General features: G+C 55.3%; 19 protein-coding genes and 1 tRNA gene. 7 read left to right on the top strand and 13 right to left on the bottom strand.

Features of this window, described 5'->3' with window-relative positions:
• Positions 1–204: 204 nt before the first annotated feature.
• Positions 205–579 (bottom strand): hypothetical protein, encoded by a 375-nt coding sequence (locus ACR0ID_RS16870; RefSeq protein ID WP_480521168.1) that lies wholly within the window; start codon positions 577–579, stop codon positions 205–207.
• Positions 580–670: 91 nt separating this feature from the next.
• Between ACR0ID_RS16870 and ACR0ID_RS16865 the strand changes: the two genes are divergently transcribed.
• Positions 671–1,429, top strand: coding sequence for an alpha/beta fold hydrolase (locus tag ACR0ID_RS16865; protein ID WP_480521166.1), 759 nt, complete (start codon positions 671–673; stop codon positions 1,427–1,429).
• Here the strand turns inward: ACR0ID_RS16865 and ACR0ID_RS16860 are convergent, their stop codons facing one another.
• From ACR0ID_RS16860 to ACR0ID_RS16840, 5 genes are all read right to left on the bottom strand, one after another.
• On the bottom strand, positions 1,430–1,615 hold the full coding sequence (locus ACR0ID_RS16860; protein ID WP_480555927.1) for a hypothetical protein: 186 nt from the start codon (positions 1,613–1,615) through the stop codon (positions 1,430–1,432). It abuts the gene before it with no gap.
• Positions 1,616–1,887: 272 nt separating this feature from the next.
• Positions 1,888–3,240 carry an HlyD family type I secretion periplasmic adaptor subunit gene (locus ACR0ID_RS16855; RefSeq protein WP_480473560.1) on the bottom strand — a complete coding sequence of 451 codons (1,353 nt, stop codon included), beginning with the start codon at positions 3,238–3,240 and terminating at the stop codon, positions 1,888–1,890.
• Positions 3,241–3,242: 2 nt separating this feature from the next.
• Complete coding sequence (locus ACR0ID_RS16850; protein ID WP_480607206.1) at positions 3,243–5,465, bottom strand: type I secretion system permease/ATPase; 2,223 nt, start codon at positions 5,463–5,465, stop codon at positions 3,243–3,245.
• 39 nt (positions 5,466–5,504) lie between these two features.
• Entirely contained in the window at positions 5,505–7,445 is a 1,941-nt protein-coding gene (locus ACR0ID_RS16845) for a type I secretion protein (RefSeq protein WP_480607203.1), read from the bottom strand.
• A gap of 130 nt (positions 7,446–7,575) precedes the next feature.
• Entirely contained in the window at positions 7,576–9,894 is a 2,319-nt protein-coding gene (locus tag ACR0ID_RS16840) for a hypothetical protein (protein ID WP_480496303.1), read from the bottom strand.
• 594 nt (positions 9,895–10,488) lie between these two features.
• Between ACR0ID_RS16840 and ACR0ID_RS16835 the strand changes: the two genes are divergently transcribed.
• Together ACR0ID_RS16835 and ACR0ID_RS16830 are read left to right on the top strand one after the other, a co-directional pair.
• Positions 10,489–11,241 carry a helix-turn-helix transcriptional regulator gene (locus ACR0ID_RS16835; protein ID WP_480607200.1) on the top strand — a complete coding sequence of 251 codons (753 nt, stop codon included), beginning with the start codon at positions 10,489–10,491 and terminating at the stop codon, positions 11,239–11,241.
• On the top strand, positions 11,234–11,731 hold the full coding sequence (locus ACR0ID_RS16830; RefSeq protein ID WP_480473566.1) for a hypothetical protein: 498 nt from the start codon (positions 11,234–11,236) through the stop codon (positions 11,729–11,731). The genes ACR0ID_RS16835 and ACR0ID_RS16830 overlap by 8 nt, the downstream gene beginning before the upstream one ends.
• A 106-nt stretch (positions 11,732–11,837) precedes the next feature.
• Here the strand turns inward: ACR0ID_RS16830 and ACR0ID_RS16825 are convergent.
• Positions 11,838–11,923: transfer RNA gene (locus ACR0ID_RS16825), tRNA-Leu, on the bottom strand.
• 763 nt (positions 11,924–12,686) lie between these two features.
• Here ACR0ID_RS16825 and ACR0ID_RS16820 point away from each other — a divergent pair.
• Positions 12,687–13,850, top strand: coding sequence for a tyrosine-type recombinase/integrase (locus ACR0ID_RS16820; RefSeq protein ID WP_480607197.1), 1,164 nt, complete (start codon positions 12,687–12,689; stop codon positions 13,848–13,850).
• 104 nt (positions 13,851–13,954) lie between these two features.
• Positions 13,955–14,587, top strand: coding sequence for a tyrosine-type recombinase/integrase (locus ACR0ID_RS16815; protein ID WP_170542186.1), 633 nt, complete (start codon positions 13,955–13,957; stop codon positions 14,585–14,587).
• 153 nt (positions 14,588–14,740) lie between these two features.
• On the opposite strand, the gene ACR0ID_RS16810 is transcribed toward ACR0ID_RS16815, so the two are convergent.
• The 5 genes from ACR0ID_RS16810 to ACR0ID_RS16790 are packed head-to-tail and all read right to left on the bottom strand — an operon-like array spanning position 14,741 to position 19,535.
• Entirely contained in the window at positions 14,741–15,499 is a 759-nt protein-coding gene (locus ACR0ID_RS16810) for an SDR family NAD(P)-dependent oxidoreductase (RefSeq protein WP_480607194.1), read from the bottom strand.
• Between the two features lie 18 nt (positions 15,500–15,517).
• On the bottom strand, positions 15,518–16,339 hold the full coding sequence (locus ACR0ID_RS16805; RefSeq protein ID WP_480521120.1) for an ABC transporter permease: 822 nt from the start codon (positions 16,337–16,339) through the stop codon (positions 15,518–15,520).
• 7 nt (positions 16,340–16,346) lie between these two features.
• A complete protein-coding gene (locus ACR0ID_RS16800) occupies positions 16,347–17,198 on the bottom strand; it encodes an ABC transporter permease (protein ID WP_480521118.1) in 852 nt (283 codons plus the stop codon).
• 38 nt (positions 17,199–17,236) lie between these two features.
• A complete protein-coding gene (locus ACR0ID_RS16795; RefSeq protein ID WP_480521116.1) occupies positions 17,237–18,400 on the bottom strand; it encodes an ABC transporter substrate-binding protein in 1,164 nt (387 codons plus the stop codon).
• A 34-nt stretch (positions 18,401–18,434) separates the two neighbouring features.
• A complete protein-coding gene (locus tag ACR0ID_RS16790) occupies positions 18,435–19,535 on the bottom strand; it encodes an ABC transporter ATP-binding protein (protein WP_480607189.1) in 1,101 nt (366 codons plus the stop codon).
• Positions 19,536–19,688: 153 nt separating this feature from the next.
• On the opposite strand from ACR0ID_RS16790, the gene ACR0ID_RS16785 reads away from it, so the two are divergent.
• A complete protein-coding gene (locus ACR0ID_RS16785; protein ID WP_348540160.1) occupies positions 19,689–20,456 on the top strand; it encodes a helix-turn-helix transcriptional regulator in 768 nt (255 codons plus the stop codon).
• A 272-nt stretch (positions 20,457–20,728) separates the two neighbouring features.
• Here ACR0ID_RS16785 and ACR0ID_RS16780 read toward each other — a convergent pair whose 3' ends face one another.
• Positions 20,729–22,621 (bottom strand): amidohydrolase, encoded by a 1,893-nt coding sequence (locus tag ACR0ID_RS16780; RefSeq protein ID WP_480607186.1) that lies wholly within the window; start codon positions 22,619–22,621, stop codon positions 20,729–20,731.
• A 180-nt stretch (positions 22,622–22,801) separates the two neighbouring features.
• On the opposite strand from ACR0ID_RS16780, the gene ACR0ID_RS16775 reads away from it, so the two are divergent.
• Complete coding sequence (locus ACR0ID_RS16775; RefSeq protein WP_480607183.1) at positions 22,802–23,821, top strand: IS110 family RNA-guided transposase; 1,020 nt, start codon at positions 22,802–22,804, stop codon at positions 23,819–23,821.
• Positions 23,822–24,237: the final 416 nt, after the last annotated feature.

Here is a 24,237-nt window from a genome sequence, read left to right as displayed (position 1 = left end):
CGGCGAAGACGGCAACTCCGAAGTCGAAGCCCGCGTCCGCGCCCAGGTCGCAGATCTCTGCAACCGCTTCCCCATCTACCCGAACTTGTAAACGTTTAAAAAGTAAAGAAAACGGCGCTCTTGAGGCGCCGTTTTTTGTTGTTTGAGCGACCGCTCCGACAAAAGAAGATCAGGTCAAGCGTCAGCTTGGCTGCCTTCTAAAGGTCAGATCAAATCGCGCCACCACAGAAAGACAAGCAGCAGCGCTGTCAGAGCCAACAGGTTGAAAGCCAGCCCCCCCAGCAATCCAAGGAACCAGCCCCACCTGCGATCCGCAAGATTGATGCTTCCCAGATGGTCCTGCACCACATCCGACGCCCTGACGAGCTTTGGGGTATCCAGAATCAACCGCATCTTTGGGTGCGATGCCATCGCCTCGGACCGGGCAAGCACCATGGCCTGCCGGTACACCCGGCGCGGCAGACGTCGTTTTGCCTTTCGAATGGATGCCTCTAGCGTCTTGTCACGCACGCCAAGCTTGGCACGCAGCAACGCCACTGTCTCAGCGATCCGGGTCTGAATGTCTGTGTCCTGCGGCATGGGCTCTCTCCTGCCGCAGCAATCTAGCCTGCGCCACAAAGACCTACAATGGGGCTGGTGATCCGCTGTAGGCGCTTGTATCACGCAAGCTATGCTGAACACGATTGTACATGGCGAACCCACCGCCCGCCCCCCGCTGGTCATAGCACACGGCCTTTACGGATCTGCTCGGAACTGGGGCGTCATTGCCAAAAGGCTTTCAGACGAACGGCAGGTTGTGGCGGTGGACATGCGCAACCATGCCTACAGCATGTGGGACCCGAGCCATGATTATCCCCATCTGGCACAGGATATCGCCGAAGTCATAGAACAGATCGGCGGCGTGGCGGATGTTCTTGGGCATTCCATGGGTGGAAAGGCTGCTATGACGCTGGCTCTGCGGCACAATGGGTTGGTGAACAAGCTGGTGGTCGCCGACATTGCGCCGGTTCAATACTCGCACAGCCAAATCCAGTTCATCGACGCCATGCGGGCTGTTGATTTTTCGCGCATCGCCCGCCGGTCGGACGCGGAGATGCAACTGGCCGAACAAGGTGTTGAGAAAGCGTTGCAAAGCTTTTTCACCCAATCGCTGGATATCAAGGGAAAACGATGGCTGCTTAATCTGGATGTTCTGGCAGCTGAGATGCCAAAGATCATGGGCTTCCCCAAGTTGGACGCCACATGGGATGGCCCCGCCCTGTTTCTGTCGGGCGCGGCATCGGATTATGTCCTGCCGGAACACCGCCCTGCAATCCGCTCTCTGTTTTCCGGCGCGCGTTTTGCCAAAATACCCGGAGCCGGGCATTGGCTGCACGCCGAAAAACCACGTGAGTTCGAAGCGGCAGTCCGGACATTCCTGAACGCCTGATCAGGCGCCCCTGTACAACCGCCGGGCCACAATCCAAGACACCGGAGCAGCGATCACAGCCCCGGCAACTGCTGCGCCGACAATTGCGCTGACAGAGACCAATCCAGCAGAAAGCACGGCGATTACGGCAGAACCTGAAATGGCAGTGGCGATCAGTGAATAAAGCATGGCGGCAAGGCGAAACATGGTCGGGTGTTCCTTATGGTGACTTCCGGCCAAACATGTCTCGATTAAAATGTGTTTTGCATTGATTTGCATCAGATGCGGATATCTGGCGCTTCATGAACCTGTGATTTCGTAACCACCGCTGACCCGATCCGCCAGCCCGCCAAGGATGTGGAGCGCGTGAAAACCCAAGTCTTGCGTCGTCAAAGGCACACACGCTCCCATTCACGCTTTTCCCAAAAGGATTAGCACGCGACTTGAGGTAGGTGAACCAACGGCCTTAGGCACCTAGGTTATTGCTCGCGAAACGCGCGCGACATGCTGTCCGACACAGGTTTGGCGATATAAGCTGCAAAAGTTCGTTCTTCGGTTTGGATCATAATTTCCGCAGGCATGCCGGGGGTCGGAACAAAGCCGCTCACCCGATGTAGTTCGTCCGGGGTAAGTGAGATGCGCGCCAGATACACCTCTTTTGGAACGCCAGCTGCCTCTTCAAGCAGCGCGTCGGCTGAAACATAAAAAACTTCTCCGTACAGAACCGGCGTTGTGCGCTGATTGAGCGCGATCAGGCGGACAGAGGCGGTCTGCCCGGTTACCACACTGTCAATCTCGGTGCGCGGGATTTGCGCCTCAATAATCAACGGCGCGTCGGCAGGCAGGATTTCGGCAATGGGTTCGCCCGTTTCGATTACGCCACCTGGCGTATGATAATGCAGGCGAACCACTGTCCCGGTCACAGGGGCCCGCACCACGGCCCGGTCCAGAACATTGCGGGCCTGACGGGATTTTTCGCGCACGCTTTCCAGATCGGCCTCGACCACGCCCAATTCATCCAGTGCTGCCTCGCGATAGGCGGATCGGGTGCGTGTAATCTGTTCCTGGTACTTTAAAAGCATCTGATTGATTTCAGCGGCCTCCGCCCGCAACCGGGCCTGCTGTCCCTCGGCTTCGGCCTGCACACGCCGGATCGTGTTCAATTCGCCCTTTCGAACCAGCCCTTTCTGGAAAAGCTGGTTCTTGGACTCGTATTCCTCCTGCAAGATTTCGGCACGTGTGGCCATGCTGTCCAATTGGGCCTCAAAGCCACTTGCCCGAATCTTCAACGCTTCCATGTTGCGTTCCAATAGCGCCACATCATTCAGCAAGGTCTTGCGCGACACATCAAAGCTGAGCATTTGACCGTCGAGAATGGCCATGACTTCCACGTCTTTGGAGGCCTCGACCAGATCTGGTGTAAAGACCAGACGATCCCGTTCCCCATATTCCGCCAGCAACCGCTCGGTCATCGCCTGCAAGCGCAGTTTGCGGATGAACAGCTCGCGCTCATTGGCCTGGGCCGAGGTCTGATCCAGCGTCATCAGCACCTGACCTGCCTGAACCGATTGCCCCTCAACAACCTTGATGTCTTCGATGATCCCGCCCTCAAGGTGCTGGACGATCTTGTTGCGTCCAGTGGCGACAAAACTGCCCTGCGCAATGACCGCCGCCGCCAGCGGGGCGCTGAAAGACCATACGCCAAAACCGCCGAAACAGACGACCAGCATAATAGTACCGATGACAATAAAACGGTTGATCGAGCGCGGAACTTCCGCATACCAGACGTCTGGTTCACCGGCAGAGTGCCTTACGGGTACGAGGTCATTCATGGTCAGCCCCCCTGTTGCCCTTCAATTCCAGTCCGTTTGCGCGGCCCGTTGATCTGCTGAAGAACCTGCTCCCGCTGCCCAAACAATGCGACGCGCCCATCGGTCAGCAACATGATCTTGTCGACCACGTTCAGCAGCGTCGGTTTCTGCGTAATGACGACCACGGTGATCTTGCTTTCACGCGCCTGTTCAATGGCGCGCCCCAAGGCTTTGTCCCCGGCGACGTCAAGGTTCGAGTTCGGCTCGTCCAATACCACCATTCGCGGGTTTCCAAAAAACGCCCGCGCCAGCGCAATGCGTTGTTTCTGTCCGCCCGATAAAGGCGATCCATCAGCGGCCACCACGGTCTCATACCCCTGCGGCAGGGTTGCGATCATGTTGTGTACATCAGCCAGAACAGCGGCATCGTGGATCTGTTCGTCCGTGGCGTCGGCCCGCATCCGGCCGATATTGTCCTTGATGGTTCCAGGGAACAACTGCACATCCTGTGGCAGATAACCAATGCTTTCGCCAAACTGGCGTGGGTCCCAGTTGCGGATATCCATCAGGTCCAGCCGCACACTTCCCGACGTGGGCAGAACGGACCCGACAAGGGTTTTGCCCAAGGTGGTTTTGCCCGCACCGGAATTGCCGATAATCGCCAGTGTTTCGCCGGGGGTGAGTGAGAAAGTAATCCCGTTCAGAACCACACGTTTGGTTCCGCCGGGGACATAAAGCAACCGCTCTACATCCAACCGGCCTTCGGGTCGCGGCAGGCGCAATTTCTCGTGTTGCAGAGCCGAGGTTGACAGCAGCGCCTTGATCCGCCCATAGGCCGCGCGCGTCAGAAGGTAACTGTTCCACCCTTCAATCGAACCTTCGATGGGCGCAAAGGCGCGCCCGGCAATGATCGAGGCCGCAATCACCATGCCGCCGGTAATCTCTCCCTGCAGTGCCAGAAATGCGCCCCATCCGAGAATGCCAATCTGTGTCAGCAGGCGAACTGCGCGTGAAATCGCCGCGAAGATCACGTTTCGATCCTGCGCGCGTACCTGCCAGGTTAGGGATTGGGCGGTGTCCCGCCCCCAGATCCGCACTGCTTCGGGGATCATGGCCAAGGCGTTGATAATCTGGCTGTTGCGCGACATGGAATCCAGATGCAGGTTTGCCATGGATTGCGCCCTGTTTGCCTCGGCAAAGGGTTTGGCTGTCATTTTCTGGTTGACCAGCGCAATCGTCATCAGGATCAGCGCCGTCACCACGACGATCATGCCCAGTTGCGGGTGCACGAGAAAGATCATCAGAATGAACAGGGGCGCGAATGGCACGTCCAGAAACGAAATCAAAGTTCCCGAGACCAGAAAACCGCGCAGCTGCTGCAAATCGCCGAGCGTCTGATATTCGCGCCCGTTTCCATGCAACGACGCGTGCGCAGCAGCACTAAGCACCGGTGCACCCAAACGAACGGCAACCTCGACGCCGGTTCGCATCAGCGTAAACCGCCGCACCGCATCAAAAGCAGACTGAAAAATCACGGCCCCGGCGACGATCGCCGTCAACATGATCAGCGTATCCAAGGATCGGCTGGTCAGAACCCTGTCACTGATCTGAAACAGGTAGATCGGGATCGACAGGATCAGAATATTGGTGGCGCAGGTCAGCACCAGAACAAATGCCAGGTTGCGCCGGATCGCCCGGATCGAATCCCGCAATGTGCGCTGGAAATCCTCGGGCGGGGTGCGCTTGTGAAAGGTTTGGGGTGGCCCGTTCCCGTCACCGCCGCCGGCTTTTGCCCGCAACAGTGGCTGGTTTGCTTTGGCCTCGATCGTTGCGCCCATGTGATCCGCGCCGGACGCGCGCGCAGAGGGGGTCTTGCGCGCTGTCGTTTCGTCTGCGGTTGCATGATCCGGGCCGTCAGCATCAGCCACCCCGTCACCACCGCCCGCAATGTCCTTGTCTTGCACGGGCTGCGGCGCCGCACACCGATGGGGAGGTTCAGCGCGCGGTAGTTCACATGAGTGTTTCTGGTCTTTGGCCTGTTTCAACGCATCGTTTTCAACCGGCCGGTTTTGATCTGGTTCAGGCACTCGGAACTCCTGCGTCAGATGCAGTCGGGTTTTGGCACCTGTGGCCCGTTTTGCAGGATCTGCCCCTGATTCGGGATCCTGACGCTTCAGACCCAACCCGCCTTGCCTGTCCAGCGGGCTGGATAAAGGATGGCGGTGCGACGAAAAAACAAACGACATGTAGAAACCTTTTGGTCACTCGGTAAAATCTTGGGGGGATCAGGCCAGCATGGTTTGCAGGCCGTCGTCAGGTGTAGTTGCATCAACAGCTGGGGTATTCAGTGCCAGGGCCGCATCCGGTTGCGCGACGGTCATGTCACCCATGATGGCGGCAATTGCCTCATTGGTCATCGCGGTGATCTCGTCGTTGTCCGGCATGTCGATCAGGCTGGCCTGATGCAGCAACAGATCGGAGTACGACCCGTCAGCTGCCATGACTGTCGAGTCCACACCCATCTTGGTCAGATGGGCAGTGTTCAGCATGGCATTGCTGCCCGCGACAACTTCGGCCCCGGCAGCATTCGGGCCCGACAGGTCAATGTCATCCTGATCCAGCATCATCGTGACCTGGTTGACGATGTTCACCTGCATAAGATCGCCGTCGATCTTGAGGACGCGCAACTGTTCCATCCCGGCGAACATCGGATCATTCAGAAGCGCGTCTTCCAACGCCTCCATGTCCATTTCCTGTATGGCCAGCGCGTCCGCCATATTCTGTTGCATATCCTGGTGAATGTCCTTGCCGATCGTTTTGACCGACGCGTCGTTCATGAGCAGGTTTTCATCACCGTCCATTATCGACGCGGGTACTCCACCGCTGATGATATCGTCATCCATAAGGGCCATGGACTGAATCAGCACATCGACTGAAATCATGTTTCCGCCGATCATGATCAGATCGTAATAGCTGCCCAACTGCACAATGTCGGCGACATTGTACATTTCGTTGTCGCCCAGCACGTAAAGCGTGGATGTGGCTGAAATTTCGGTCTGAATGTGATCGATATCGGTGGCATCAATACTCTGGCTGATGAAATTCGCGACCACCAGATCGCCGTGAACCCAGTCCACAACAACGTATGCGGGCTGGCCGCCTGTTCCGTCGGCATCGTCCAGCCAGGCGGCCTCTTTGCCTTCGACTTCGATCACCGAAGACTGAACCAGGTTGGTACCGCTTCCGGCATTCATGGCACCCACGTCCCAGTCGGAAACAAGCGCGACCTGACTGATGACCGTCAGATTGATGGCCTGTCCGCCTACAACAATGTACGGAGCATCCACCCAACCAATTGTCGCAGACACTGCATTGATCGCCAGATTGCCGCCGGTCACCACCAGATGCCCGTCGTCAAAATCGGGATCCTTGGACTGATCCCATTCGGCAGGCCACGGCGTTTCCGCTTCATCGCCAGTCGCCTCATCCGGCTGATGGAAAGCGGGCAGCAGGTCGGTCCATTCAGGTGCTTCGGCCATGTGCTCGCCATTGACGATCACACCCAAGGCATCATCGCCATTGAACTGATACACGGTGACGCCATCCACATCCCCGTTCATCGGGTTCAACATCTGTTCGGCCAGTGCCTCGACCATCTCGAATGACTGGTAATCCGCGAGTGAAAATGACGGGCTTGCTACGGCATGAAGTGACAACGCCATGTCCAGCATCTGCTCACCTTTCGCGATCAGCGCATCCGTGTCGCGAAATTCACCCTCGCCCACCGTATCGTTGTCACGCAGGAAAACCTTTTGCATGGTGTAACTTACCGCCGACCCCAACGGCACGTTTTCCGGCTGCAGAATGACAAGTGTAGGAACGGATGACGGTCCAATCGTGTCGTCCGGGACAAAACGCTCGGAAACCGGCCCATCTCCCCCAAGGATAATCACCGATTCATGTACAGGCCCCTTCGGCGCGTCTGGTAGCGGCAGGTTAGGTTGAGGTGGGGCAAAATTGTATGGGAGGAGTTTGTATTCGCCCACCGGGATATCAAGATCGGCCCTGATGTGGATCGCAGCAGGATCGTCCAGCCCGTCAATTTCTGCTTTTCGCCTCAGGGCGGTGAATTCGTCATACTGGTCCCGCAGCCGGGCCTGTTCGATCGTAAGTTCAAATGTTCCAACAAAATGCGCTATCGTTTCCGTAATTGCGTCAAGGGCCATGTCGGTCATCCTTTTTCACCCGCACCGGCCAGAATTTCCGCTTTGGGTTCAGTTGGGCCGGGGCCACTGCACGCGGCCCCGGCATTTTCGAAAATAGCGAGGCCCGATAATGCGGGCCTCGCCTTATGACTTATGCGTCGTTGTCGTCGCTTGCGTAGGACGAGGTCATCGAGCCACCGACCATGGTCGTATCGACCGAGTTGCCAAGCACGTTGGCCCCCATGACGATCGACTGGTTAAAGGCCGAGGTGTCGACAACAGCCGCTGCCGAGGCATAGGACTCACCGCTCACGATGCCATCGCCACCGTTGTTCGAGCCCCAGCTGCCACCGTTGCCACCTGCGCCACCGTCACCTGAATAGGCACCGGCCGCGCTGCCGCCCGTGATGGTTCCACCCATGGTGTCACCGGACATGGCTGTACCGGTCGAGTATCCGCTGGCTCCGCCATTTGCGGCGGACGCGCCGCCGGCACCACCGGCACCCGAGCTGGCCGCACCGGTCGCATCGCCCGACCCGGTCGATGTGGCATCGTTATCGGACATGCCCGAACCACCGTATCCGGCGATTGCTTCAGCAAGGCTGTCGGCGGCTCCGTTTGTATCGGCATCACCGAATACATCCGCCGCTCCGCCATCACCGGCGGTATTGGCTGCATCGGCAGATCCGGCACCGTTGCCCGAAGACGTGGATGTGGGCGTCGTTGTGCCGCCTGCTCCGCCGTCACCGTCTGCTGCAGACGTACCAGAACCCGCTGCGTCCGCTGTGCCGTTGGCCGAATTGGATCCGCCATTACCACCGCTGCCATCCGTGTTCTGCGAATTGCTGGACGCACCGTTCACGTCACCTGGGCTTTGGTTGATGTCGGGGCCGCTTGCGGACTGGTCGCCAACACCCTGCGCATCCGAATCCGCGTCAGCGGTTCCACCGGAACCATCGCCGCCCGAACCGTCACCGCCTGAGCCATCGCCACCAGAGCCATCGCCGCCCGAACCGTCGCCACCGGTTCCGTCACCGCCAGTTCCATCACCACCTTCGCCCGCTTCGGCATCAATCATGCCAAGCTCTTCCTGCAGGGCCATGATTGCAGCTTCGACCATCGCAGCAAATCCGCCTTCGCCGTCACCGCCGGTTCCGTCACCGCCCGTGCCGTCGCCACCGGATCCTTCACCACCGGTTCCTTCGCCGCCCGTGCCTTCACCGCCGGTACCAGGTCCGCCAGTGCCGTCGGCCGAGCTGTCCGCGCCACTGTCAGCGCTGCCCTCTGCAGCGTTGCTGCCCGCGGTCGCATCATTGGCTTCGGTAGTGCTGTCACTGGAATTCGACGACGAACCGTCCGTCGAAGCGCTGCCGTCACCGCCGTCTGATCCTTCGGCGTCTACGTCATTGCCGGCCAGACCAAAGCCTGTGCCGCTCGAGTCGGAATCGCTGTCGCCGCCATCGGCGCTACCCGAGGCATTCGAGCCAGACAGACCAAGGCCCAGTCCCAGACCAAACGAATCTGCGCTTCCGCCGTTACCACCGGTTCCGTCACCGTCAACGCTTGAGCTGCCGTCGTTGTCAGCAGAAGACGAACTGTCAGCGTCGCCGCCGTCGCCGCCAGTGCTGTCACCGTCAGCCCCTGCGCCGGACAGGCCGACACCAATGCTGGCGTTATTTGCGTCACCGGTATCACCGCCTGCGCCGCCACTCGAATCCGCGTCGGCGCTGCCGGTATCGCCACCGGCACCAAACGCATGGCTGCCCAGCGTGGTCGAGTCTGCCGAACCACCATAGCTGGTACCACCGTCGCCCGAATCTCCACCACTGGACTTGACGCCGATACCTTCTTCAGCGTTGGCGGTACCGCCATAGGCACTACCATTCTGATAGAAACCGGAATTGTTCGAAACCGACGCCGATTCCAGGGTGTCGTCATCGCTCAGGCTGGCCACCTGACTGTTGACGGCCGCCATCGCGGTTCCGGCACCATCCATTGAGATATCGACATTCATGTCATCGCCAGGATCATAGTTCAGATCACGGCCTGCAGTGATTACGTCGCCAACCGACGCGTTATCTCCGAAGTCCAGATCAACCTGATCGTCATCGCGCGGAATCCACTCTCCGCCACCAAAGTCGATATTGATCGCATTGCTGTTTGAGTTGTCGTTGGTGTTATCTCCGGCATTGAGCGTCTGGTCCTGATCCTGACCTTGATCCTGATCCTGGCCCTGATCCTGACCTTGGTCCTGGCCTTGTTCCTGACCCTGATCCTGGCCTTGATTTTGGTCTTGGCCCTGATCGTTGGAGTTTTCGACATTCTGGTCCTGCTGCTGCTGTTGTGCAGTCAGATCAGCTTCAACAAACGCCTCATCAATCGGGATTTCAACATTTACCGGAGCTTCCAGGTTTTCGACATTAATTTCGTCGACGGTTGTTACGTTTGTATTATTCACATTACGTCTCATGACAAATTCCTATTTCTGGAACGCCAGACCGCCATTCATCTAAAAAGCGGCATCAGGCGAGATTGAAACAAAAATACCCGCGCAGCACTTGAACGCGCTGAAAGCGGTCTGTGGAAGTTTCTAAATGGCCACCTCCTTTCCCGGCTAAGCCGAAAGCGCGACGGTTCATGAAGGTTGCTTAAATACGCAATGACCGGCGCGACAGGGACAGGCGCTTCGACAATTGAAGCCCAGCCATGTTCGCAGCGACGCACGCCCACGCCTAGCTAGTCGAAAGTTTTGAGGTAGTTACATCATTGTTTTTATTACTTTCTTTTAGAAAGCGCCTAAATTTGCGTACGCCTGCCCCGCATGACCCACCCATAAAAAGTCGCAACAAAATAATTCAATTGTTTCCGCTAGTTGCACAAAAATCCAAGCGGAAACCTAACCGAAAGTTCTATGGTACGGGCTATGGAAACACTCCTCCCGGTTGTGGAAAACCATGCTTTCGAGTATAATAAAATTTAATTACCTATTTGATTAGTTAACTATTTCAGACCACCAGAATTCAAATAAGCAATTTTTGGTTGACCCTGTTTGCGAGGGAATGTGATGAGTGCGTCATTGATAGATGAAACTGCCAATCAGGATCTTTATTCAGAAGATTTTTCGGTTGTCTTTATTGGAAAAGAATTATTCTACTCCAATCAGACCCTAAGAAGCGTTCAAACCGAATTCGGAGTTCGCGCCCGACGGTTTGAAACCCTCGAAGCCATGAGCAGCCAAGCGCCCGGTTGCAGCAAGATCGTTGTTGTTGATCAGATGATGCTTGAAGACCTGCTGGCGCGCCCAATGGCCTATACCAAAAGTACCGGATCCGGCTGTCTTGCCTTTGCCTATCGCAAAGAAGAATCAGCCCGGCATATGTTTAAATCCTGGGATCGCGAGCAGTTCGGCGAAGTTGGATTTCTGCCGATGAATGTGGCGCCCGATGCTTGGCGTGCCATCCTCAGGCTGCTGATGCATGAAGAATTGTACCTGCCCAGTTTCCTTGCCGATTGCGTCGCCTTTCCAGGCCAGCACACTCGGGACGTCCCGAACCGACCAGTGACAAGTGCCCCCAATGGTGTCGACCAGCAGTCGCGGTACCTGAAGCTGACGCGTCGCGAAAAGCAGGTCCTGCAACTTGTCTCGCAAGGCAAAAGCAACAAGTTGATTGCGGCCAAGCTGGGAATTACGGAACATACGGTCAAGTTGCATATGCACAACGTGGTTGGTAAGATCGGTGTCAGCAACCGCACCGCTGCCGCGCATTTCTATTACGAGGTTGCGCCGCACGAGGCGCAGCAATCCGCCCTTGACTGACACGTTCGAAGCCCGGTTCGATCGCCTGATCCTTCTGGTTGGCAGGCTGAACTATATGTGGACCAACACCGAAAGCCTGCTGATCCACCTGATCGCGGGCCTTTCCGGAACGTCGAAAGACGTGGCCGTCATTATTTTCCTGACCTTGAACACAACCCGCGCGCGTATTGATCTGGTCGAACGGCTTGCCAAGATGGAGGGAAGACCCGCGCAGGTTCGTGACCCGATCCTCGAACGCACGCAACGGCTCAGCAAGCTTTCTGGCATTCGAAACAAGTATAACCACTGCATCTATTCATTCGATCAGGAAAGCGGAAACCCGAAAACAATTCTGATGCGGATTTCTGACCGTAAGACCGATATCAGACTGGGGCGCTCGGACACGGTAGATGATGATGCGCTTCGCGAAATCGAGACAGTCGTCAATCAGTTGTCAGCCGCGAACAAGGACATCTGGAGGCTGATCCGGGAATTGGGGTATCCGGTATAGTCCTGGTCATGAATATGACGCCATGACGACGTAGGCTGCGCTTCACAGCATTTTCGGTCCCGAAGGCGCGCAACCCGGGCAGCGGAATGTTCCTTTCGAAAGTGCCTGGTGCGGGCGGTGGGACTCGAACCCACACGGGCATACGCCCTTCAGATTTTAAGTCTGATATGTCTACCATTCCATCACGCCCGCATGGCGCGGCCCTTTCGGACAGTGCAACGTCCTTACAAGCACAACGAGATGATAACAATGTGCTTTGACCTGCCAGATCAGGAAAATTAGCGGGCAGCCCCGAAGGAAGTCACCTGCGCGCAACGGCACCCCGATCACATCCTCAGGCTTTGGCGTGGTCCGACACATCCCCAGGTCCGATGCATCGGATCGACTGACGGTGCCCCTTCCGGGGAACGTGTTTTCAATACCAATCCTTTTCCCGTTCTATCGGGGAACAAAATTTGTCGCGGCGCAAGCGTACATAGCTCCCGACATTACCATATTGTATGAATCTGATTACCCAAAACCTGAGTCTCTCATTTCTGTACCAGAGCCACTTTCATGTCCCAACCCTGTTTCGGACTTGTTTTTTGTTACTGTCCAGCGAGTTAGACCTGAGTTCCCCTATTTCCCGATTGAAATGCCCATATACATGGCTACTCCGGGGAACAACGGTAAAGGACGGTTCCGCCCAACTCGGACGGAGGCAGGTAAAGCCTCAGTGTCAGATCGGGACGTTATAAATTTCAATGATTTGGTGGTGCCCCCACACGGACTCGAACTGGGGACCTACTGATTACAAATCTTATCATCCTATTTTCGATAGCATAATAGCCAATTCGATTGGGCAGTATATTTCTTTAAATAGCAGTAGTTTTTGCGTGTTGAAGTTTCTATAAGACCCTTCCCAACTCTCCGCACTTTGCTTACCTTGCGCTTACCCACTCCGTCGGAGACCAATATGCCCAACGTCAGATTAACAAAATCAAGTGTCGATCGCCTTTTAGCAACAAACCGGGACACGATCTATTGGGACGACGGTTTGCCGGGTTTTGGACTCCGCGTGAAAACGACCGGCGTCAAAAGCTTCTTAGTTCAATATCGCAACAAACAAACCGGTCGGTCGAAACGCAAGACACTTGGGCGATATGGGCCGACCTTGTCTTTGGGCGCCGCCCGCGAAATGGCACGCGCGCTTCTTGCTGACGTGGTCCGTGGCGGAGATCCTGTCGCGGACGCTCAAACGCTCAGGCACTCACCAACGGTGAACTCACTTGCCGCGCAATACATGACCGAACACGCGGAGCCAAAGAAACGCCCCGGTAGTGTTCGGAACGATCGGTCGATGCTGGACAGACACATTCTCCCCAAGCTTGGGGAGCTAAAAGTCATCGAAGTGACGCATCAGCATGTTCAGAAGCTTCACAACCAACTGCGCGATACGCCGTATCAAGCCAATCGCACTCTGGCGCTCATGTCGAAAATTTTTGAACTGTCTGTGCGCTGGGGTCAGCGTTCTGACAATCCGGCACGCGGCATAGAAAAATTCCCCGAGGAAAAGCGGGACCGCTGGCTGTCAGACGATGAGCTGCAAAGACTTTTGGTAGCTCTGTCAGAGCATCCAAATCAGGTTGCAGCGAACGCTATTCGCCTGCAGCTCCTAACAGGCGCACGGATCGGCGAAGTGCTGAAGGCAAAATGGGAAGACTTCGATTTGGACCGCGCGGTATGGACAAAGCCGTCGCACCACACAAAGCAAAAGCGACGAGAGCACCTGCCGATTTCGACAGCAACCTGTGATTTGCTTGCGGCAATGAAAGCAGGGGCATCTCCTGAAAGTCGTTGGTTGTTTCCGGGACGCTCTCCGGACCAACCGTACAAAGATCTGAAGAAATTTTGGAGCTCGGTCACCACATCAGCAGGTCTTCAAGACTACCGTATCCACGACAATCGGCATACGCATGCGTCGCATCTCGTTTCCAGCGGTCTGAGTCTGCCTATAGTCGGTCGATTGCTTGGACACACGAACCCGTCTACCACGCAACGCTACGCGCACCTCGCAGATGACCCGTTGCGGCAGGCAGCGGATGTGATGGGTAAGAAGATCAGCGGTGGCAGTTCCTGAAACCTGAGAATTTCCTGTGCTGAGGACACGCGAGCGGCAATTAGACTGCAGCTGTCGGCACGGTGTCGATGTTTGGGACGGAAGGGAATGGACGGAGATCTAAGATGTCCAAATCTCTACTTCCCGTTGTCACAACGCGTCGCCCGCCCTGGAACAAAGGCAGACTAGTCGGACAGAAGCGGCCATTGCAGCCAAAGCAAGTCTGGGCCATTCGCGCTCGGCTCGAACTTGCAAACAAGCTGAGGGACCTGGCATTGTTCAATCTTGCCATCGATAGCAAGTTGCGCGGGTGCGATCTCGTCCGCCTGAGGGTTAACGATCTCGCCGTAGGCAATTCTGTTCGCGATCGGGTATCCGTTGTTCAACGTAAAACTGCGAAGCCAGTGCAATTTGAAGTGACGGAGAATACACGTGAAGTCGTGTCGCAATGGGTCTCTTCTCAATACATGCATGGACAACGGTATCTGTTTCCAAGTCGTATGCATGCTTTGCCGCATCTTTCGACCCGGCAATACGCTAGGCTTGTCCGGGAATGGGTGTCAGCGATTGGTCTCGATCCGTCCAGCTACGGCACGCATTCGCTTAGGCGCACCAAAGCGGCTTTGATATACAGAAAGACCGGAAACCTACGTGCCGTTCAACTTCTGCTCGGTCACAGCAAAGTGGACAGTACGGTGCGTTACCTTGGCGTCGAGCTTGAAGACGCGCTTAGTATTGCCGAACGTATCGATCTTTAACGATTTAGGCGGGCGGGATCGTCCGCTCGCCACTCCCAAGCAGACATTCGAATCTCCGGTTCACATTCCCTTCAGAGCCCAAAGCGGACTGAAATGTTTTCGCAAAAAATGAAGTGCGGCTATAGACATTCTCTTGAGCGGTCTAACCCATCACTAAATGCATTCACCGCCATCGATAACCAAGGCTTGCCCCGTCATAAAAGCGGATTCATCTGAAGCTAAATAGACGATCCCATGGCCAATCTCTTCAACTGTCGCCCATCGACTCATAGGGATCGCCTGCTCGATGTAGCCTTGCAGTTTGGCGCGACCACCCATCTGCTTTTCGAAGCCTGCATTGAAGGGGGTGTCTACAAATCCTGGACAAAGGGCATTGAAACGGATTGCGTGGACAGCGTAGTCGGCTGCCATCTGCCGGACCATCGCAACAGCTGCGTGCTTTGTAGTCGCATAGGCGATCATACCCCGGTCGTATTGAACCCCTGAATTGGAAGCAGTGACGATCACGCTGCCTCCACCTTGTGATTTCATATGGGGGACGGCTGCGCGCGCGGCAATGAAGTGAGCGCGGACATTCAATGCCCAAGAAGCATCCATTCCATCTGGTTCCACTTCTTCCAGCGTTCCTTCGATCTGCAACCCAGCATGAGAGTGCAACACGTCAAGCCGACCGAAGTTTTTTACTGCTTCGTCTATGGCTTTGGTAAGGGCATCGTCATCGGTCACATCAAGCTGTATGGCAGATGCTTGATTCCCCTGCGCAACGATCGCGGCCACAGTGGCTTCAGCAAGTGTTGCATCGCGATCCGTTACCACAACATGCGCACCCTCTTGTGCCATTGCCATTGAACCTGCCCGACCAATTCCTGATCCCGCGCCCGTCACGAGCGCGACTTTACCTGCAAGCCGCATTTCACTTGGCTCCTTTATTTAACTATTCGATTTTGAGGCGCCTCGGCGCAAAAGCAGTTGCGCTGCAACGAGCAACAAGAGCGACGCGCCCATAACCATAGCGCCGATGGCATTGATCTCGGGAGTTACGCCGCGCCGGATGGATGAGAATATGTAGATTGGCAGGGTTGTCTCCGAGCCAGCTACGAAGAACGCGATGATGAAATCATCAAATGAGAAAGTGAAGCTGAGCAGAAAGCCTGCCAAAATTGCCGGTGCTATCAACGGCAGCGTCACCTGCCGAAAGGTGCCCCAAGGCGTCGCAAAGAGGTCAGCCGAAGCTTCCATGAGGGCACGGTCCATACCCGATAGCCTTGCACGTACGATGATTATGACCAGCGCCATTGTGAACATGGTGTGTGCGGCGACAAGCGTGGGCATCCCCATGGAAAGTTGCGGGGGATTTGCTCCATCGGGCCATAGGCTCGCAAGAAGCGGGTTTAGCCAGCCGAATACGGTGACTAGGGCAATGAGTGTCGCGATACCGATGACGATACCTGGTATCATTATCGCAATATAAATCATCGCATCGAACAAAGTTCGGAGCCATCCCTTAACCCCTTGTAAAGCGATGGCCGCCATGGTTCCGAGTGTGGAGGCGAGGCAAGCAGTTATGAATGCCGCAAGCAGACTGGTCTCGAGCGCGTCCATAACAAATGGGTTGTTGAGCGCTTTGCCATACCATTGGGTCGAGAACCCCATGAACTGGCTTGCGTGTCGTCCGGCATTGAAGCTGAAAAGCGCGATGATGCCGATTGGAATATAGAGAAAAAGGTAGACGCAAATCGCGTATAAGCGCATCGGACCCTCACATCAGCGAGACATCTTCGCGCTGGCCACCCAGGCGCGAGATGAATTTCATGTAAATTGAGACAGTGACAAGCATTACGACAACCAGCGTCATTGCGACCGCCGATCCGTACGCCCAGTTTCGAGACTGCAGGAACAGGTCCACCAGCGCATTTCCGACGAAAAAGACCTTTCCGCCGCCCAAGATCGCTGGGATCAGAAACTCGCCCATCAGCAAGATGAAGACCAGCATGCAGCCTGTTGCGATACCAGGTACCGACAGAGGAAGTGTCACCTGACGGAACGTACGCCATGGGGTAGAGCCGAGATCAGCCGATGCTTCCAGAAGGCGTTTATCCAGTTTGTCCAAGCTTACAAAAATCGGGAAAACCATCAAAGGTAGATACCCATAGACAATCCCGACAAGCACAGCGAAGGGCGTATTTATCAGGCGGATATCATCGATGCCGATCGACTCCAGTAAAGCGGGCAAGCCACGCCCCCCAAGGATGAAAATCCATGCGTATGACCGGATCAGGATCGATGTCCAGAACGGCACGATTACCAAGATCAACAGCGAAGTTCTCCACTTTGGTGAACAACGCACCGCAAGAAAGTAGGCGAGCGGATAGGCAATTACCAACGCAGCGATAGTCCCCAGAGGTGCAAGGATCAAAGTGTTCTTAAACGCCGTCCATCGCGCAGGAAGGTTGGCATATTGTTCCAAAGTGAACGCTGGAACATAGCCTCCGGCGGCACCCCGTTCGCCAAAGGAAAAGACGAAGACGACCAGCAGAGGAAGGGCAAGCATTACCAAAAGCCAAACTCCTGCCGGTGCCAGCAACAGTGCTTTTCTGCCTCGTTCGGTCATATTGTCCTCGTCTTTTCCGATATTGGCGGCCTTACCGCTTAGGCCGACTTGAAGCGGGCGAGCAACTCGGCACGGTTTGGATCGGTTAGCGTAGCCGCCGCGCCAAACTCGAGCGCATTCAGAAGGTCAGCTGCCGGATAAAGGATCGGATCTTCCAGCAATTCCTTCGGCAGCAACGCATTGGTGCGAGCATCAGCCGATGGATAGCCATGAGCGAGGACTTCTTTCGCATTAACTTCCGGGTTCAGCAGGAAGTCGATCAAGGCATAGGCGGCATCCAAATGGGGCGCGCCCTTCGGAATAGCGTAGTAGTCGGACCAGAGTTCACCGCCCTCAGCTCCCAGAACGTAGGCGATTTCAGGCATGTCGACATTCATCTGCTTGCCGTCACCTGTCCAGCACATCGTCATCCAAGCGTCACCGTTGCGCATCGGTGGCTGATAGTCAGACGAAATTGCAAACAGATGCGGCTTAGCATCCAGCAACAATTTCTCTGCATCGGCCAGTTCCTTCTCATCGACCGAGTTGAAGGAATAGCCAAAATACTTCAGGGCATTACCGATAGTGGTGAGTTGGTAATCGTGCACCATTGTCCGGCCTGAGTAACCCGCCATAGTCAGGTCCCAGAACTCTTTCCATGTGGTTGGAGTCGGAGCGCCATCAAGCTTGCTGGTATTCACTGCAAAGCCGGTCGTGCCCCAGTTTTTCGGCACCGCGTAAAGCTGGCCATCGACAGAACCAGCATCGGAAAAGCGCTGTTCGAATGAACCTGCGTCGTAGTTTGGCAGTTTGGACGTATCGAGCGGGATGATCAGATCTTCACCCACATACGTAGTGATCGTGTAATTGGTTGGAACGAACACGTCCCAGCCAGAGCCTCCGGCCTGCAACTTTGCCAACATCTCTTCGTTCGAGCCAAAAACATTGACCTGAACATGGGCGCCGGTGGCTTCCGTGAAGGCTTCGAAGTTCATCTCGTCATGGTAGTTCGGCCACGTGGCGAGGATCACTCGGTCGCCAATGTCTCCGGCAGCAAATGCCGGGCGTGGACGCAACCCAGGCATGGCCGTGCCCAGAACGGCCGTTGCCATCCCAAGACCTGTCACGCCCAAAAAATGTCGCCGGGTGACCGAACCCTTTTGGTACCGGCGAAGCTCTTCCATGAACTTTTGCTTGGAAATAGTCCCGTTATCATTGGTCATCGTGAACCTCTCTTTTGTTGGATTGCGGGAGTTGTTATTTTTCAAGGATCAGCAGTGCGCCTTCGCCCCATGAGACAAAGGCTTGCTCTCCTGCATTGAACGTCCCCTCGTTCAATTCCGCTTGCCTTGGCACAAGCACGTGGAAATCACCCAGTGCTTCGTTGCGCGCAAGGTATTCTGTGTGCTCCCCAAGGAAGATCCGATTTTTAATGGTAACTGGCAGAGCAATTTCAGCTGTGGGTAGCGCACGGGTCAGCGTGATCTGTTCAGGACGGATACTGACGCACACTTCCTGCCCTGCATCTATTGGAATCTCCGGAGTTCCGTGCACCTTTTGGCCACTCGCTAAACGCACAGTGATTTGGTCGGCTACTGCGTCAGTTACAGTTGCATCAAAGAAATTCGAGGTGCCTACAAATCCAGCCACGTAACGGCTGCGGGGCATGTCATAGAGTTCGCGTGGGCTGCCTACCTGCACAATACTGCCACCTTCCATCACACAAATTCGGTCGGACATTGAAAGCGCTTCTTCTTGGTCGTGCGTGACGAGGACAAAAGTTATTCCCAGTTGTCGTTGCAGGTTCTGCAGTTCAAACTGCATTTCTTTTCGAAGCTTTCGATCCAGAGCAGCCATTGGTTCATCGAGCAGCAAAAGCTTGGGCTCGTTTACGATCGCACGCGCCAAAGCGACGCGTTGCTGCTGACCACCAGACATCTCCCAGATGCGACGTGGGCCAAACCCACCAAGACGGACAGTTTCCAGCGCCTGCTTAACCTTTGTCGCGATTGTTTGCTTGTCTATGCGTGGTCGTTGTTGGCGCAGGCCGTACGCGATGTTGTCGAACACGCTCAGGTGAGGAAAAAGAGCGTAGTGCTGAAACACCATGTTGACTGGGCGATGGTGCGCATCCAAGTCGTTGACGACTTCGCCATCGAGCAACACCTGACCTTCGGTTGGTTTCTCGAAACCTGCCAGCATTCTTAGTGCTGTGGTTTTGCCGCAACCAGATGGGCCCAAGAATGACAGAAACTCTCCTTTCCCAATGGAAAGATTCAGGTCTTTGGCAGCGACCACATTCCCGAAGGTCTTGGTCACTCCTCGGAGTTCCGCAATCGTCTGCATGGTGACGCTCATGTCAAAGCTCATATACTGCCGTTTTCCTTTTGCTTGATTTTTTGGCATTTACTGGCATACCACTCAAACAAGAAAAAAGTAACAATAACTCGGAATAACTGTATATACCACAATTAGAGTATAGAGGCTCTTTTCGAGAATCTGGAGCGGCGTGTGTACGATTGGATGGAAGAGGCCGGCAGGGTCGTGGAGAAGATCGGAACCCCAGAATTTCCATGTGCTTTGGCAGATGGCTTGCGGCAGGTCGCACCATTCGATTTTACAGTGGTGTTTGGCCATGTCGGAACCGAAGCACCGATAGACCTTCACGACGATTTTCCCAAAAGCAAACGGCGTATTTTTGTTGAGGATTACCAAGCGGGGCCCTACGTACTTGATCCATTTTTTTTGGCCGCGACAAAACCGATAACACCGGGTCTGTACCGCATGCGCGATATCGCACCGGACAGGTTCTATCAGGGCGAATACTATCGCAGCTATTACAAAAGGACTGGGTTAGCAGAGGAGATTGGCTACTTTATCGATATCCCAAGCACTGGGATGGTTGTGGTCTCGCTCATGCGATCAGTGAAGCCTTTTTCAGCCAAGGAAATTCGTCATTTGCACGCTCTATGGCCGCTCGTTCGGGCAGCCTGTTGCAAACATTGGAGTGACTTTCCAACGATGACCCGCGGCGCCGCAGCAAATGGCGTTAGTCGTCGCGTCGATCTTGCTTTCCAGGCATTTGGCGATGGCGTTCTGACGCCACGAGAAAGAGAAGTCGTTGAGTTCACGTTGAAGGGCCATTCGGCAGAAGCTGTCGGCACAATTCTCGGCATCTCTCCAGGCACAGTCCGCATCCACAGACGCAACATTTACGCGAAACTTAGGATCAACTCGCAGGGTGAGCTTTTTTCAAAGTTCATTGAAAAGGCACTTTAAAAAGTTCCTTGAACACCCACTTTGTCCGCATGGCCGCCGTCGGTTGATCGTGCAGCATCGGTCACTGGGGGCTCCGTGCTGCGGTTAGGGAAAATTTAGTGAATTTCTGCTGCGCGGACGAAGTCGACATTCACTTTTGCATAAAGATTACGACGGCGATTGCGCCAAAAATTCCGCATCAAAAGCTTGCAGAAACAGGCTCTCCCGAGCGCTCCCGCCTCAAGCTCAAGTGCGCGAGATTACGGTTCATTCCGCTCCCAGAGCGAACGTGCCTAAAGATGAGCGTGAACAACCGAAAGCGCGTGATTGAGAGTGTTTACTGCGAACTCTCTTTGGCTGTCCGGATCATTTAGACGCAAACGTGCATCTTCCTGTTCTGCCTTGTAGCCCACTGGAAACTTATCACCTTCCAATACTGTTCCCCAAACCTGAATGTCCTTGATTGCCATGGGATCCACAGTCAATGGGTTGTCATCCAAAATAGTGAAGTTCGCTCGCTTGCCAGGTTCGATACTGCCAAGGTCCCGTTCAAGACGATGAGAATAGGCGGCGTTGATTGTCACTCCACGTAAGGCCTCTTCGACCGGGACCGTCTGATCCTGTCCTGCTACCCGACCGGAACTCGTCACGCGGTTCACCGCACACCACATTAGGAACAATGGATCACCGGGCGCCATCGGCATATCGGAATGCAGTGACCAGGAAATACCCGCTCGATCCAGATCACCAAGACGGACCATTTCATTGGCGCGTTCAGGACCAAGACCGGTTTTACTGTATTGATCCGCAAGTGCCGTCACGTAGTAGGGATTTGCGGAAACAATCGCGCCCAGACGTTTGATACGCATGACCTGATCGGGCGCACTCACAGCAAAGTGCACGATCACCGTTCTATGATCGAAACGAGGGTTTCTGCGCAAGTTCCGCTCTAAGGCGTTTAATACACGGTCCAACCCGGCGTCACCGTTGACGTGAATATGAACTTGGTAGCCCGCGTCCCAATAGGTTTGAAATGCACGCTCAAAGGCCGACAGGTCCATCATCCACTCGCCATGGTAATCGCCAAGCGGATCGTCCCTCAGTTGAATGGCAAGGGAATATATCGCACCGTCCGCAAAAAGCTTGACGCTGCCTTTGGACATACTGGTCTTGCCACCATACCAGTCGACAAGTGCTTCTGTCTGTTCGATCACATCTTCAGCATTGTCATATTTGGCGATCAGGCTTCTTCCATCTGGAATGAAGCTCCACCGGAACGGCATTGAGGGTGCGGAGAATACAGCGTTCACCGCATCCTGAACCGGGCGTGCCAGAATGCCGCCTGGCTCGTTGCCGTAGGTCACGCCCTTCGCATGCATGTAATCGCGCATGGTCTCCAAACCAGCGCGAAACTTTTCAGGGGTTGCCACGTATGGTGCAATCAAAGGCAGAACTGCAAACAAACCCTGTTCCCAGAAGTGTCCATGCTCAAAGCTGGATTGCATCTTTTCTGAGTCGGACCAGGCGTCCATGACCTCTTCGGTAACGCCCGCGGCCTCCATTGCAGCAGAATTCAGAATGAATTCGTGGCATGAGCGGGCCCACACAAAGATAGGGCGTTCGCTGCTGACCTGGTCAAGGTCCGACCGTGTCAGTGGACCATAAAATGCCGCGTGGTATCCCCATGTCATGACAGGGGTGTCCGGGTCTTGCTGACCATTAACAGCTTCGGACAACCGTGCCAGAAAGTCATCCTTGTCCACAACGGCGCGCGATAAACCCTGTGGCAAGTCCCAGTCCTCTATCGAAAGAATGACGGACGAAAGGCTTAAGCCGCCCAAAACTGGGTGATCATGCTGGGCGATAAAGCCGGGAACGATGATAAGGTCGGCGAATGTGTCATCAACGGTGAAGGGCTGTTCACCAATCGCCTCTTGGACTTGCTCTCTAGTGCCGGTCGCCAAAATCCGACTGTTTACAACAGCAACGGCTTCGGCGCTTGGAAGGTCGGGATCAAGTGTGACGATCTCGCGAGCCGTAAAAATCGTGACTTCATCAAGATTGAGTATCGCTCCGCCAAGATCGGTCAGCGTGCCTTCTTGCCCGAACAATGTACTCGGAGCAACGAGGATCGTCGTGCTCGTCAGGAAGGACCTTATAAACGCCCGTCTGGAGTTGTTTCCCATGGTGGATGCCTCTCCCTAATGCACTTACTAACACAAAATACGCAGATGTCCGCAATTCGGACATCGATCGATTTTCCCCAAACAACCGCTCTGCGGATGGGGTGGATGGCGTCTGCAGCCAACCGTCGCGCTTTGCGGCAAACTGCAGAAGACATCTTCTGCAAGGAAAGGAGCCCCACCATGGAAGTCACGACAATAGGATTGGATCTCGGTAAAGACGTCTTTCAGGTCCACGGAATCGCTGATGACGGTACGGTTGTCTTCAATCGTTCGATGCGCCGCAGACAATTGCTGAAGTTCTTTGAGACCCTGCCGAGCTGCCTCGTCGGAATTGAGGCGTGTGGGTCGGCACATCACTGGGCGCGTGAGCTGACTGAAATCGGCCATGACGTGCGCCTCATGCCGGCGACTTACGTAAAGCCCTACGTGAAGCGTGGAAAGACGGATGCGGTTGATGCCGAGGCAATCTGCGAGGCCGTCACGCGACCGACCATGCGGTTCGTCGCTGTGAAATCGAAGGAACAACAAGCCCTTCTTACAATGCATCGCGTGCGCCAGCTTGTCGTGCGCCAGAAAACCCAGATGCTGAACGTGATCCGGGGTCTTCTTCGAGAGTTTGGTCATGTGATCGGGAACGGGCCGGTGGCGGCGATGCGCTTCGTCAAAGGGTTCAAAACCAACGATTGCCCGGACATGCCAGACGTTGCGAAGAGCATGCTCAAAACCCTCTGCGAGCAGGTTGTTGCACTCGACGAGCGCGTGGTGTTCTACGACAAACTGATCGAGTATCATTCGCGGATCGATGAACGGGCCAAGCGGATCAGAACCGTCCCTGGTGTTGGTCCAATCACCGCCTCTGCCATCGTCGCCACCATCGGCGACGGCAAACAGTTCAAGAACGGGCGCGAGTTTGCTGCTTGGCTTGGTCTCACCCCATTGAACAGATCGAGTGGTGGCAAGGAACGCCTCGGCCGGATTAGCAAGAAGGGTGACCGTTACATAAGAAGGCTTCTGGTGATCGGTATGACCTCACAAGTACAGCGCGCCCGCGGCTATCCAGAACGCGTGCATCCTTGGATCATGCAACTCCTCGAGCGCAAACCCGTCCGACTTGCCACGATCGCGATGGCAAACAAAGCCGCACGGATCATCTGGGCGATCCTCACCAAAGAAACATACTACCGGCAATCAGCGGCATAACCGGAGGCACTGAACAAAAAAGAATTGCAAGACGAATGCCATGATGGCACGTGCGGTCATCCGAGAACCCGGAAAACCCGAGCTTCGTCCTGAACTCTCAGGTTCGCTTTGCCGATTGGGACCAGGTTCACGGAACCCATCAAGGCCAGCGGCTCAAGCAAATGCCGCAATCAAAGGCCGGACACAGGACTGTACTGACCAGCCGCGCAATCAGAGCATTTTGTCCTTGCAAAGCAGACGCCATCCACACAGGACAAACCGGACTTGTGCAGGCGCAGCGAACGTGAGTGTGAGAGGTATTCGCGGGCGCAGCATTGCACTTACAGCGATGCAGCAAGTTTCCCCAGACTGATCTTTTGAAGCTCTCTAAATTCGCTAAAAGGAGACTACCTTTGCACGACGATGTATTCGTCCAA

Source organism: Ruegeria sp. AL2 (assembly GCF_056540845.1).
The sequence above is the reverse complement of the archived record's forward strand: the minus strand, read 5'-3'. Positions and strand labels throughout refer to the sequence as shown.

What these genes read in the sequence shown, in the direction of transcription:
- ACR0ID_RS16870 (WP_480521168.1), bottom strand. Translation starts at nt 579, where the DNA reads ATGCCGCAGGACACAGACATTCAGACCCGGATCGCTGAGACAGTGGCG.
- ACR0ID_RS16865 (WP_480521166.1), top strand. Translation starts at nt 671, where the DNA reads ATGCTGAACACGATTGTACATGGCGAACCCACCGCCCGCCCCCCGCTG.
- ACR0ID_RS16860 (WP_480555927.1), bottom strand. Translation starts at nt 1,615, where the DNA reads ATGTTTCGCCTTGCCGCCATGCTTTATTCACTGATCGCCACTGCCATT.
- ACR0ID_RS16855 (WP_480473560.1), bottom strand. Translation starts at nt 3,240, where the DNA reads ATGAATGACCTCGTACCCGTAAGGCACTCTGCCGGTGAACCAGACGTC.
- ACR0ID_RS16850 (WP_480607206.1), bottom strand. Translation starts at nt 5,465, where the DNA reads ATGTCGTTTGTTTTTTCGTCGCACCGCCATCCTTTATCCAGCCCGCTG.
- ACR0ID_RS16845 (WP_480607203.1), bottom strand. Translation starts at nt 7,445, where the DNA reads ATGGCCCTTGACGCAATTACGGAAACGATAGCGCATTTTGTTGGAACA.
- ACR0ID_RS16840 (WP_480496303.1), bottom strand. Translation starts at nt 9,894, where the DNA reads ATGAGACGTAATGTGAATAATACAAACGTAACAACCGTCGACGAAATT.
- ACR0ID_RS16835 (WP_480607200.1), top strand. Translation starts at nt 10,489, where the DNA reads ATGAGTGCGTCATTGATAGATGAAACTGCCAATCAGGATCTTTATTCA.
- ACR0ID_RS16820 (WP_480607197.1), top strand. Translation starts at nt 12,687, where the DNA reads ATGCCCAACGTCAGATTAACAAAATCAAGTGTCGATCGCCTTTTAGCA.
- ACR0ID_RS16815 (WP_170542186.1), top strand. Translation starts at nt 13,955, where the DNA reads ATGTCCAAATCTCTACTTCCCGTTGTCACAACGCGTCGCCCGCCCTGG.
- ACR0ID_RS16810 (WP_480607194.1), bottom strand. Translation starts at nt 15,499, where the DNA reads ATGCGGCTTGCAGGTAAAGTCGCGCTCGTGACGGGCGCGGGATCAGGA.
- ACR0ID_RS16805 (WP_480521120.1), bottom strand. Translation starts at nt 16,339, where the DNA reads ATGCGCTTATACGCGATTTGCGTCTACCTTTTTCTCTATATTCCAATC.
- ACR0ID_RS16800 (WP_480521118.1), bottom strand. Translation starts at nt 17,198, where the DNA reads ATGACCGAACGAGGCAGAAAAGCACTGTTGCTGGCACCGGCAGGAGTT.
- ACR0ID_RS16795 (WP_480521116.1), bottom strand. Translation starts at nt 18,400, where the DNA reads ATGACCAATGATAACGGGACTATTTCCAAGCAAAAGTTCATGGAAGAG.
- ACR0ID_RS16790 (WP_480607189.1), bottom strand. Translation starts at nt 19,535, where the DNA reads ATGAGCGTCACCATGCAGACGATTGCGGAACTCCGAGGAGTGACCAAG.
- ACR0ID_RS16780 (WP_480607186.1), bottom strand. Translation starts at nt 22,621, where the DNA reads ATGGGAAACAACTCCAGACGGGCGTTTATAAGGTCCTTCCTGACGAGC.
- ACR0ID_RS16775 (WP_480607183.1), top strand. Translation starts at nt 22,802, where the DNA reads ATGGAAGTCACGACAATAGGATTGGATCTCGGTAAAGACGTCTTTCAG.